Genomic DNA, 12,256 nt, shown 5'->3' with positions numbered 1-12,256 from the left:
CCGGCCACGGGAAGGTAGCCCCCACCATGTCTCTTAACGCCGCAGGCGTACCCGAGAAGTTCGCGATGCTCGGACTCACGTACGACGACGTCCTGCTGCTGCCCGGGGCGTCCCACGTGCTGCCGAACCAGGTGGACACCTCCTCGCGCGTGTCGCGCAACGTCCGGGTGAACATCCCGCTGCTCTCCGCCGCGATGGACAAGGTCACCGAGGCCCGGATGGCCATCGCGATGGCCCGTCAGGGCGGGGTCGGCGTGTTGCACCGCAACCTGTCGATCGAGGACCAGGCCAACCAGGTCGACCTGGTCAAGCGCTCCGAGTCGGGCATGGTCACCGACCCGATCACGGTCGGCCCCGAGACCACGCTGGCCGAGGCTGACGCGCTCTGTGCCAAGTTCCGGATCAGCGGCGTGCCGATCGCCGACCCGGACGGCAAGCTGCTGGGCATCGTCACCAACCGCGACATGGCCTTCGAGACCGACCGCAGCCGCCAGGTCCGCGAGATCATGACCCCGATGCCGCTGATCACCGGCAAGGTCGGGATCTCCGGTGAGGACGCGATCGGCCTGCTGCGCCGGCACAAGATCGAGAAGCTCCCGCTGGTCGACGACGAGGGCCGGATCAAGGGCCTGATCACGGTCAAGGACTTCGTCAAGGCCGAGAAGTACCCGAACGCCGCCAAGGACGCCGAGGGACGGCTGCTGGTCGGCGCCGCCGTCGGTGCCAGCGCCGAGGCCTTCGACCGGGCCCAGGCCCTGGTCGCGGCGGGCGTGGACTTCCTGGTGGTGGACACCTCGCACGGCCACAGCCACAACGCGCTGGAGTGGATCGCCAAGATCAAGTCGGCCGTCGCGGTGGACGTGATCGGCGGCAACGTGGCCACCCGGGACGGCGCCCAGGCGCTGATCGACGCGGGCGTGGACGGCGTGAAGGTCGGGGTGGGCCCCGGCTCGATCTGCACCACCCGCGTGGTGGCCGGCATCGGCGTCCCGCAGGTGACCGCGATCTACGAGGCCGCGGTGGCCTGCCAGGCGGCCGGGGTGCCGGTGATCGGCGACGGCGGTCTGCAGTACTCCGGCGACATCGGCAAGGCGCTGGCCGCCGGTGCCGACACGGTGATGCTCGGCTCGCTGCTGGCGGGCTGTGAGGAGTCGCCGGGTGAGCTGCTGTTCATCAACGGCAAGCAGTTCAAGTCCTACCGCGGCATGGGTTCGCTGGGCGCCATGCAGTCGCGCGGGCAGGGCCGCTCGTACTCCAAGGACCGCTACTTCCAGGCCGAGGTCGCCTCGGACGACAAGCTGGTTCCCGAGGGCATCGAGGGTCAGGTGCCCTACCGCGGCCCGCTGTCGGCCGTGCTGCACCAGCTGGTCGGTGGCCTGCGGCAGACCATGGGCTACGTGGGTGCGGCCACCGTCGCGGAGATGGAGAGCAAGGGCCGGTTCGTCCGGATCACCTCGGCGGGGCTCAAGGAGAGCCACCCGCACGACATCCAGATGACGGTCGAGGCCCCGAACTACACCAGCCGGTAAGCAGTGCTCGAAGGCCCGCCACCGTCCGCGTGGCGGGCCTTTGTGCGTCCGGTGCCGGGTGTCCGGGATACTAGGGGGCGATCGTGAGCAGCAAGCAGCAGAGAGGCTCGAAGTGACTGAGATCGAGATCGGGCGGGGCAAGCGCGGCCGGCGGGCGTACTCCTTCGACGACATCGCCGTCGTCCCCAGCCGCCGTACCCGGGACCCGAAGGAGGTCTCGATCGCCTGGCAGATCGACGCCTACCGCTTCGAGCTGCCGTTCCTGGCGGCCCCGATGGACAGCGTGGTCTCACCCGCGCAGGCCATCGCGATCGGCCGCCTCGGCGGCCTCGGGGTGCTCAACCTCGAGGGCCTGTGGACCCGCTACGAGGACCCGCAGCCGCTGCTGGACGAGATCGCCGGGCTCACCGACGAGGCCGCCGCGACCCGCCGCCTGCAGGAGATCTACGCCGCGCCGATCCAGGCCGAGCTGATCGGCAAGCGGATCCGGGAGGTGCGCGACTCCGGTGTGGTCACCGCGGCCGCGCTCTCCCCGCAGCGCACCGCCGAGTTCTCCAAGGCGGTGGTCGACGCGGGTGTGGACGTCTTCGTGATCCGCGGCACCACGGTCTCCGCCGAGCACGTCTCGGGCGCGGCCGAGCCGCTCAACCTCAAGCAGTTCATCTACGAGCTGGACGTCCCGGTGATCGTCGGCGGCTGCGCCACCTACACCGCCGCGCTGCACCTGATGCGCACCGGTGCGGCCGGCGTGCTGGTCGGCTTCGGCGGCGGCGCCGCCCACACCACCCGCAACGTGCTGGGCATCCAGGTCCCGATGGCCACCGCCGTCGCGGACGTGGCCGCCGCCCGCCGCGACTACATGGACGAGTCCGGCGGCCGCTACGTGCACGTGATCGCGGACGGCGGTGTCGGCTACAGCGGCGACATCGCCAAGGCGGTCGCCTGCGGCGCGGACGCGGTGATGATCGGTGCCGCGCTGGCCCGGGCCACCGACGCGCCGGGCCAGGGCTTCCACTGGGGCATGGAGGCGGTGCACGAGGAGCTGCCGCGCGGCAAGCGGGTCGACCTCGGCACGGTGGGCACGACCGAGGAGATCCTGGCCGGTCCCTCGCACACCCCCGACGGCACGATGAACCTGTTCGGCGCGCTGCGCCGGGCGATGGCCACCACCGGCTACTCGGAGCTCAAGGAGTTCCAGCGGGTCGAGGTGACGGTCAGCCACCGCTGACGGTCCGTCAGCGAAGGGGTCGGGGCGAGCAGCCCCGGCCCCTTCGGGCGTTCATCGGGCGCCGAAGCGCCTGGTGAAGATGAAGCCTTCGGCGGCCGCGAACAGGTAGAACAGGATGTCCTTGGCGTCGAGCATGCTCCGCCAGCCCTGCATCGTGTCGCCGAGTTCCGAGCCGAAGACGTCGGTGGGCCCCAGGCCGTACTGCTGGTGCAGCACCAGGTAGATGTAGAAGAGCTGGCCGAGGAAGACGCCGAGCACCGAGAGGAGCAGGCCGAGCACCGGCAGCACCGGGTGGCGGCCGCCGACCTTGCCCAGGCCGATCGAGACCAGCAGCGCGAGCGCGATGGCGAAGTAGCTCCACTGCGAGTTGCTGGCCTTCATGATGAAGCCGTAGAGCACCGCGCCGGCCAGCATCGCGAGCAGGCCGACCGCGATGCCGCCGCCGACGTTGCCGCGTCGCGGCGCGGGCGCGGCGAGCTGGGCGTAGCCGTAGGGCGCGGGCTGGCCGAAAGGCGCCGGTGGCCCGAAGGCGGGCGGTTGCGGCTGTGACTGCTGAGGCGGCTGGGGCTGCGGATAGGACGGTGGCACGGGCCCGGACATGGAGCTTCCCCCGACGTGGAGCGGATGCGACGGGGGCGAACGCTAGCAGCGGCGCCCTGTCCGGGGACAGCGGTTTCGGGTCACGACTCGACTATTCCAGGGGTCGAGTGAACAGCCGCCGTGGGCACAGGGGATGATGGAGGCTTGACCGTCGGCCTGGTGCGCGCAGCGACCCGACGGTACGTCACCTGACCGGCAGCAGCACATGGGGGAACGCCCGAATGACCCAGCCGCAGGGCACTTCCGGACGCGTCCTGGCCGACCGGTATCGGCTCGATTCGGTCCTCGGCAGCGGTGGCATGGGGACCGTCTGGCGGGCCGAGGACGAGATGCTCGGCCGGATCGTGGCGGTCAAGGAACTGCGGATGCACGGCAGCGTCGACGACGACGAGCGGCACCGCCTGATCGTCCGTACGCTGCGCGAGGCCAAGGCCACCGCGCGGATCCGGCACACCGCCGCCGTCACCGTCTTCGACGTGGTCGAGGAGGACGACCGGCCGTGGATCGTGATGGAACTGGTCGACGGCCGCTCGCTGGCCGAAGTGGTCAAGGAGGACGGGCCGGTGACGCCGACCCGGGCCGCGGAGATCGCGCTGGAGCTGCTCGGCGTGCTCGGGGCCGCGCACAGCCAGGGGATCCTGCACCGGGACGTCAAGCCGTCCAACGTGCTGATCGGCGAGGACGGCCGGGTGGTGCTGACCGACTTCGGCATCGCCAGCGTGGAGGGGGACACCTCGGTCACCTCGACCGGGATGCTGGTCGGGGCGCCCTCGTACATATCCCCGGAGCGGGCCCGCGGGCAGAAGCCGGGGCCGCCGGCCGACCTGTGGTCGCTGGGCGGCACGCTCTACGCGATGTTGGAGGGCAAGCCGCCCTACGACCGGGGCTCGGCGCTGGCCACGCTCACCGCGGTGATGACCGAGGACCTGCCCGCCCCCGAGAACGCCGGGCCGCTGCGCCCGGTGATCGAGGGGCTGCTGGAGCGGGACCCGGAGAAGCGGCTGGACGCCTCGACCACCCGCTCGATGCTCAAGCGGATCGTCGCGGAGTCCACCGCGCGCGCCGAGTCGACCACCAGGGTGGCGTTGCCGGCCGCCGAGTCGACCAAGCTCGATCTGGCGTCGGGCGGGCCGGCGGAGAAGTCGGCTGACCCGGCACCGGAAGTCGGATCCGCCGACGTTGCGCGCAAGTCGGCGAGGCTGAGCGTGCCCGGGCTGAGCACGGTGCGGGTGGGCAGCAAGCGGGCCGCGGCCGCAGCCGCTGCCACGGCGGCGGGGACGCCGGCGGAGGACCCGGCGCAGGCGGAGACCGGTGTCTGGTCGCGCAGCGGCACGCTGGGGACCGCCGCGCGCTGGTCGGGCCGGCGGCGCCGGCTGCTGGCCGTGCTGGCGGTCGTGCTGCTGGTGCTGGTGGCCGGCGTGATCTGGCTGGTGGCGGGCACGGGCGGGGCGACGAAGAAGGGGGCGGGGCCAGCGGCGCTGCCCGGCGCGGTCGGGGTGGCCTCGACCGTCACGACCGGATCGCCCTCGGCCGCGTCGGCTTCTGCCCCGAGCAGTGCCGCTCCGAGCGGTGTCGCCCCGAGCAGCGCCGCCCCGAGCAGCGCGGCGCAGGGCACCCCCGCCGCGAGCGCGGTGGCACCGGCCACCGGCGCTGCCCCCACCAGTGCCGTCCCGAGCAGTGCCGCGCCGAGCAGCGCAGCGCCGTCGGGCAACCCGGCGCCGGCCGTGCCGACCGGCTACTACCAGTACACCGACTCCTCCGGCTTCTCCATCCAGCTCCCCAACGGGCTGAACCTGGACGCCAGTTCCTCGAAGGACGGCAGTCACGTCTTCCGGGGCGGCGGCATCACCCTGCAGGTCGACTGGACCACCACCCCCGGCGCCAGTGCCCTCGCCGCCTGGCAGTCGGAGGAGCAGCAGGTTTCCCCCACCCTGAGCAACTACCAGCGGGTCCAGCTGCAGGCCCTGTCCGGCTGGCGCTGGTCGAACGCCGCCGACTGGGAGTGGACCTTCGGCTCCAGCACCCGCCAACACTCGCTCAACCGTGGTTTCGTGCTGGACAACCGTAAGTACGGTTATGCGCTCTACTGGACCACGAGCGACAGCGACTGGAGCACCCCCGCGATCAGCCAGGCCCGGGCCATCGGCTTCCAGAGCTTCCAGCCCGCGCCATAGCGAGAGAGGGGGCGGCCATGCGAGCTGGCCCTGGCCAGACGATGGCCGGCCACTATCAGGTGGTAGCCAGTCACGTGACGGACCGTCAGCCGTCGGAGGCGGACGCGGCCGGACCACGCCGCCTCGCGGTGGACCTGCACGGCGACACCCCGGTGCTGCTGGAGGGACTGGAGCTGCCCGAACTGCTGGTGCCCGAACTGACCGGCAGCGCGGACTTCGAGGGCAGCCGCTGGCTGGACCCGGCTGAGATCCTCGCCGCCGTCCGCGCGGTGCTCGCGGACACCCCCGAGCACCCCAGGCTGCGGCAGTCCTTCGAGGTCTTCGCGGCGGACGGCGTGGTCTGGGCCGCGGTCGAGCGGCCGCCCGCGCGGGCACTGCCCGAGCTGCTCGCGGCCGGCCCGCTGGACCCGTACCGGGCCGCCGAGCTGGCCGCCGACCTGTGCGGCGCGCTGGCCGCGCTGCACCTGGACGGTCACCCGCACGGGAACCTGGCCGTCGAGCAGGTGCTGGTCTGCGAGGACGGCGCCGCGCTGCTCGGTGGCCAGGCGATCGGCGCCGCCCAGGAGGCGCTGGCCAGGGCGCTGGGCGGCGCGGACGGGCGGCGCTGGGCACAGGCGCGGACCGGCCTGGTCGGGGCCAGGGCGGAGCGCTGGCCCCCCGAGCTGCTGGCGGCCGAGGCGGCGGGGCCCGCGGCGGACCTGTGGGCGCTGGGCGTGCTGCTGCACCGGGTGCTGACCGGATACGGTCCGTTCCCCGAGCAGAGCCCGACCGCGCTCTTCGCCGCCGTCCGGGCCGCGCAGCGGGCCGACAGCGCCGGGTGCGGACCGCTGCGCCCGCTGGTGGACCGGCTGCTCGCGGGCGACCCCGCCGAGCGGCCGTCGGCCGTCGAGGCCCGGCAGTGCCTGACCGAGCTGCTGGCGCAGGCGCCGGAGCCGTACCGGGCCGAGGAGGTCGAATCGGCGCTGCCGGTGCTGCGGCCGGCCGGACCGCTGGTGCCGCGCCCGCGCCGGTGGCGCCCGGTGGCGGTGGTGCCCGAGCACGCCCGGCACGCCAGGGCGCAGCGGCCGTCCAGGCTGCTGCCGGCGCTGCTGGTCGGCGGGGTCATGGTGGCCATGGTGCTGGCGATCGCGGCGGTGGCCGTGTTCGCCGGGTGACACGCGTAGCGCGGCGGACATCACAGCCCGGTCACGTGGCCGGGTCCCGGTGAAGCATCGTGGATCGGACGCCTAGGCTGGGGCCGGAACATTGTCCGAGCGGTGATCAGATGCGTGCTGCACCGAAGATGGGGGGAGTGGTCGCCGTGAGTGGACAGGAGCAGGCGGGGGCCGCCGGCGCGCCCGTGCCGATCCAGGCCGAGCCGAGCGAGGTCGCGGCGGGCCCGGGGGAGTCGAGCCGCGTGGAGTCGGGCCCAGTGGAGTCGAGCCGCGTGGAGTCGAGCCGCGCGGAGTCGAACTGGGCCGAGCCGATCGGCAGAGCCGAGACCCGTCGGATGCTCGCCGGGCGCTACGAGCTGGGTGAGCGGCTGGGCCGAGGCGGCATGGGGACCGTCTGGCGGGCCAGGGACCTGATGCTGGACCGCGAGGTGGCGGTCAAGGAGCTGACCGTCAACCACCTGCCCGAGGAGGATCTGGCGATCCTGCAGTCCCGGATGAAGCAGGAGGCCAGGGCGGCGGCCCGGATCAAGCACAGCGGCGTGATCACCATCCACGACGTGCTGGAGCAGGACGGCCGCCCGTGGATCGTGATGGAGCTGATCGACGGCCGTTCGCTGGCCGACGTGGTCGCCCAGGACGGCACGCTCTCGCCGCGCGAGGCCGCCGAGGTCGGCACCCAGGTGCTGGCCGCGCTGCACCGGGGCCACCAGCTCGGGGTGCTGCACCGGGACGTGAAGCCGGCCAACGTGCTGCTCGAACACGGCACCGGGCGGGTGGTGCTGCTGGACTTCGGGATCGCCAAGTTCGAGGGCTCGTCCGAGCTGACCCGGCCCGGCGACCTGGTCGGCTCGCCGGACTACCTGGCGCCCGAGCGGGCCCAGGGCGAGCGTCCCGGCCCGGCCTCCGACCTGTGGGGGTTGGGGGCCACGCTGTGGGCGGCGGTGGAGGGCCAGTCGCCGTTCCGCCGGCACGACCCGCTGAGCACGCTGGCCGCCGTGGTCGCCGAACCGCTGCCGGAGCCGCGCAAGGCGGGTGCGCTCGGGCCGGTCCTGGCCGCGCTGCTGGCCAAGCCGGTGGAGCAGCGGCCGAGCGCCGACGAGGCGCAGCGGATGCTGCGCGAAGTGACCGCCGGACACACCATGGCGATCACCGCTCGCCCGGCGGCGATCCACCGCACGCCCACCCAGGTGGTGCCGGTGGTGGACCGCCCGGCGCTGGCCGAGCCGGGCAGCCCCGCCGAGCCGCCGTCCGCCACGTCCGCCGGGCCGACCGGTCCCACCGCCGCGCTCGCGCCCGCCCCGGCGCCGGCACCGGCCGGGCCGACCCCCACCGGGCCGCTGCCGGCGGCCCGCGGCTCCCGCCGGCGCGGGGGCCTGCGGCTGGCGCTGCTCGGACTGACCGCCGCCTTGGTGAGCGGTGCGGTGGCCTTCGGCGTGGTCCGCTACGACCACCGCAGCCAGCCGCCGGTGGCCGACACGTCGCCCTCGGCTTCGCCCAGCACCGCCCCGCCGACCGCCGTGCCCAGCTCCGCGCCGTCCACACCCAGCGCCGCCGCGCCGGCCGGCCCGGCACCGTCCGGCTTCAAGTGGGTCACGGACCCGCTCGGCTTCCGCTTCCCGGAGCCACAGGACGGCGGCACCTGGACCCGGCTGTACCGGAACAACAACGTCTACTACAGCCCGGACGGCCAGCGGCACCTGATCCAGTTCGCCGTCCAGGTCGGCCAGTCGCTCTCGCCGCTGGACCATCTCCAGCAGCTGTCCGACGGGTGGAACAAGCAGGCGCAGCTGGGGACCACGGACTACAAGCAGGAGTACCTCGCCAGCGCGGAGGTGCACGGCTACGAGGCGGCCAAGTGGATCTTCACCTACACCAACACCACCGGCGGCCCGAACGCCGGACCGCGCCGGGCGATCGAGGAGGAGTACCGGGACAGCCAGGGCACCTCGTACGCGATGCTGGTCTCCGGCCCGGTCACCGGTGACGACCACACGCTGACCGAGAGCCGTTTCACCGCGCTGCTGAACGGCTTCACCCCGGTGACTCCGTAGCGCCTTTCGCTGTTACCGACGGGTACACAACGGGCCGTTCAAGGCCTAGGCTGCGCCCATGACGGACATCACGGCAGAAAACCGCGGCGGCGGCCGCAATCCGGCGGCCCCGGGCGCCGGCCGTACGGTCGCCTCGGCGGTCCCGCAGTCCCTGGTCGCCCGGCTGGCCCGCGGTGTCACCGCTGCCGGTGACGCCGACCTCACGCGGACCCTCGCGCCGCTCACCGGTGAGCCGCTGGCCGAGCTGCCGCAGTCGACCCCGCAGGACGTCACGGTGGCCTACGAGCTGGCCCGGCGCGCCCAGCAGGCGTGGGCCGCCCAGCCGGTGCGGCGCCGGGCGGCGGTGCTGCTGCGCTTCCACGACCTGCTGCTGAAGCGGCAGGACGAGGTGCTCGACCTGATCCAGGCGGAGACCGGCAAGTCCCGGCTGCACGCGTTCGAAGAAGTGCTGGGCGCCGCGCTGGCCGCCCGCCACTACGGTCGCGCCGCGGTCGGCTACCTGAAGGACCGCCGCCGCGGCGGGGCGCTGCCGGTGCTCACCCACACCGTGGAGGGGCGTCGCCCCAAGGGCGTGATCGGCCAGATCTCGCCGTGGAACTACCCACTGGAGCTGTCGGTCAGCGATGCGCTGCCGGCCTTCGTGGCGGGCAACGCGGTGGTCAACAAGCCCGACACGCAGACCGCGCTCACCGCGCTCTGGGCCCGCGAGCTGCTGATCGAGGCCGGGCTGCCGGCCGACCTGTGGCAGATCGTGATCGGCGACGGCCCGGTGATCGGCCCGGCCGTGGTCGAGCACGCGGACTACGTCTCGTTCACCGGCTCCACCCCCACCGGCCGGGACGTGGCCCAGCGGGCCGCCGCCCGACTGGTCGGTGCCTCGCTCGAACTCGGTGGCAAGAACGCGCTGCTGGTGCTGGCCGATGCCGACCTGGACAAGGCGGCCGAGGGCGCGGTGCGGGCCTGCTTCTCCTCGGCCGGGCAGCTGTGCATCTCGATCGAGCGGCTCTTCGTGCACCGCTCGGTGGCCGACGCCTTCCTGGAGCGGTTCGTCGCGCGGACCCGGGCGATGCGGTTGGGCGGCGGCCTGGCCTACGGCGCCGACATGGGCTCGCTGGTCTCGACGCGACAGCTGGAGACGGTCACCCGGCACGTCGAGGAGGCCGTCAAGGCCGGCGCCACCGTGCTGACCGGCGGCCAGGCCCGCCCCGAGCTCGGCCCGCTCTTCTACGAGCCCACCATCCTGGACGGTGTCACCCCCGAGATGACGGTCTGCGGCCAGGAGACCTTCGGCCCGGTGGTCTCGATCTACCGTTTCGACACCGACGAGGAAGCCGTCGAGCAGGCCAACGCCACGCCGTACGGCCTGAATTCGAGTGTCTGGACCAAGGATCGGCGGCGCGGCCGGGCGATCGCGACCCGGCTGCGGACCGGCACCGTCAACGTCAACGAGGCCTACGCGGCCGCCTACGGCTCGGTGGGCTCGCCGATGGGTGGCATGGGCGACTCCGGACTCGGCCGGCGCCACGGCGCCGAGGGCATCCTGCGCTTCACCGAGGCGCAGACCGTCGCCACCCAGCGGCTGCTGCCGATCGCGCCCTCGCTGGGCCTGACCGACGAGAAGTTCGCGGCCCTGATGACCACCGGCCTGCGGGCGTTGAAGGCGCTGGGGCTCAAGTGACCGAGGAGAACGGTGTGGCGGACTTCGACTATGACGTGATCGTGGTGGGCTCGGGCTTCGGCGGCTCGGTCAGCGCGCTGCGGCTGACCGAGAAGGGCTACCGGGTCGCCGTGCTGGAGGCCGGGCGGCGCTTCGCACGGGACGAACTGCCGGAGAACTCCTGGGACGTGAAGAACTACCTGTGGGCGCCGGCGCTCGGCCTCTACGGGATCCAGCGGATCCACCTGCTGGCCAACGTCCTGGTGCTCGGCGGGGCCGGCGTGGGCGGCGGCTCGCTCAACTACGCCAACACCCTCTACGTGCCGCCGAAGGCCTTCTTCGAGGACCGGCAGTGGCAGCACATCACCGACTGGGAGGAGGAGTTGGCCCCCTTCTACGACCAGGCACAGCGGATGCTCGGGGTGCGGACCAACCCCACCACCACCCCCTCCGACGTCCACCTGCAGGCGGCCGCCGAGCAGTTGGGCGTCGGCGACACCTTCCACCTGGCGCCGGTCGGGGTCTTCTTCGGCGACGGCCGGGACGCCGACGGATCCTCCAAGACGGTGCCCGGCGCGGAGGTCGAGGACCCGTACTTCGGCGGTGTCGGGCCGCGCCGCAAGGCCTGCGTGGAGTGCGGCGAGTGCATGACCGGCTGCCGGCACGGGGCCAAGAACACCCTCACCGAGAACTACCTGTACCTGGCCGAGGCCAACGGCGCCGAGATCCACCCGCTCACCACGGTGGCCCGGATCCGCCCGCTGGACCGGGCCGACGGCGAGCCGGCCGACGGGGAGCATGGCTTTGCCGTCGACGTGCGGCGCACCAACGCCCGGGGCGCGTCGGCCGAGCGGTCCGGCGCCCGGACCCTGACGGCCGCCAGGGTGGTGGTGGCGGCCGGCACCTACGGCACCCAGACGCTGCTGCACCGGATGCGCGACCAGGGCCGGCTGCCCGGCATCTCGGCCACCCTCGGCGAGCTGACCCGGACCAACTCCGAGGCGCTGGTCGGCGCGCAGACCACGCCCCGGCGCTACGGCGGTCCGGTGGACTTCACCAAGGGGGTGGCGATCACCTCCTCGATCCACCCCGACGAGAACACCCACATCGAGCCGGTGCGCTACGGCAAGGGTTCGAACGCGATGGGCTTCCTGTCGATCATGCAGGTGCCCGGCGGCGGGCGCGGCCCGCGCTGGCTGCGGGCCGGGGCCACCGCGCTCAAGCACCCGACGGTGTTCGCCCGCTCGCTGAGCAACTACCGGTGGTCGGAGCGGACCATCATCGGTCTGGTGATGCAGTCGCTGGACAATTCGATCACCGTCTCGCTGAAGCAGAAGGGCCTGGGGAAGGGGAAGTTGACCTCCCGGCAGGGCCACGGTGAGCCGAACCCGAGCTGGATCCCGGCCGCCGAGCGGGGCGCCCAGGCGCTCGCCGCCTCGATCAACGGCTTCGCCGGCAGCACGGTCGGCGAGGTCTTCGACATCCCGATGACGGCGCACTTCATCGGCGGCTGCCCGATCGCGGACAGCCCCGAGCGCGGCGTGGTCGACCCGTACCAGCGGCTCTACGGGTACCCGGGGATCAGCGTGGTGGACGGCTCGACCATCTCCGCCAACCTCGGTGTCAACCCGTCGCTGACGATCACCGCGCAGGCCGAGCGGGCGATGTCGATGTGGCCCAACAAGGGCGAGACCGACCCGCGGCCGGCCCAGGACCAGGGCTACCGCCGGGTCCCGGCGGTAGCGCCGCTGCGCCCCGCGGTGCCGGGCGGGGCCTTCGGTGAGCTGCGGCTGCCGCTGCTGGCGGTGCCGAAGGTGCCCAGGAAGCAGGACTGACCGGGACGGCGCGCTGCCGCCGGACAAG

8 protein-coding genes are annotated in these 12,256 nt (G+C 73.2%); 7 read left to right on the top strand and 1 reads right to left on the bottom strand.

What is annotated here, in order from left to right:
* Positions 1-26: 26 nt before the first annotated feature.
* Both guaB and ABH937_RS13410 read left to right on the top strand, forming a co-directional pair.
* Complete coding sequence (gene guaB / locus ABH937_RS13415; protein WP_280692265.1) at positions 27-1,529, top strand: IMP dehydrogenase; 1,503 nt, start codon at positions 27-29, stop codon at positions 1,527-1,529.
* Positions 1,530-1,641: 112 nt separating this feature from the next.
* Complete coding sequence (locus ABH937_RS13410; protein WP_280692267.1) at positions 1,642-2,757, top strand: GuaB3 family IMP dehydrogenase-related protein; 1,116 nt, start codon at positions 1,642-1,644, stop codon at positions 2,755-2,757.
* Between the two features lie 51 nt (positions 2,758-2,808).
* Here ABH937_RS13410 and ABH937_RS13405 read toward each other — a convergent pair whose 3' ends face one another.
* On the bottom strand, positions 2,809-3,357 hold the full coding sequence (locus tag ABH937_RS13405; RefSeq protein WP_280692269.1) for a hypothetical protein: 549 nt from the start codon (positions 3,355-3,357) through the stop codon (positions 2,809-2,811).
* Positions 3,358-3,578: 221 nt separating this feature from the next.
* Here ABH937_RS13405 and ABH937_RS13400 point away from each other — a divergent pair, with 221 nt between their 5' ends.
* From ABH937_RS13400 to ABH937_RS13380, 5 genes are all read left to right on the top strand, one after another.
* The gene (locus tag ABH937_RS13400) at positions 3,579-5,531 is read left to right on the top strand and encodes a serine/threonine-protein kinase (protein ID WP_280692270.1); all 1,953 of its coding nucleotides are present in this window, start codon (positions 3,579-3,581) and stop codon (positions 5,529-5,531) included.
* Between the two features lie 74 nt (positions 5,532-5,605).
* Positions 5,606-6,685, top strand: a complete 1,080-nt coding sequence (locus tag ABH937_RS13395; RefSeq protein ID WP_280692272.1) for a protein kinase — start codon at positions 5,606-5,608, stop codon at positions 6,683-6,685.
* 146 nt (positions 6,686-6,831) lie between these two features.
* Positions 6,832-8,736 (top strand): serine/threonine-protein kinase, encoded by a 1,905-nt coding sequence (locus tag ABH937_RS13390; RefSeq protein WP_280692273.1) that lies wholly within the window; start codon positions 6,832-6,834, stop codon positions 8,734-8,736.
* Positions 8,737-8,794: 58 nt separating this feature from the next.
* A complete protein-coding gene (locus ABH937_RS13385; protein WP_280692275.1) occupies positions 8,795-10,414 on the top strand; it encodes a succinic semialdehyde dehydrogenase in 1,620 nt (539 codons plus the stop codon).
* Between the two features lie 14 nt (positions 10,415-10,428).
* Positions 10,429-12,228, top strand: a complete 1,800-nt coding sequence (locus ABH937_RS13380) for a GMC family oxidoreductase (protein WP_348533694.1) — start codon at positions 10,429-10,431, stop codon at positions 12,226-12,228.
* Positions 12,229-12,256 lie beyond the last annotated feature (28 nt).

Source organism: Kitasatospora sp. GAS1066B (assembly GCF_041262605.1).
Lineage (GTDB): Bacteria > Actinomycetota > Actinomycetes > Streptomycetales > Streptomycetaceae > Kitasatospora.
The sequence above is the reverse complement of the archived record's forward strand: the minus strand, read 5'-3'. Positions and strand labels throughout refer to the sequence as shown.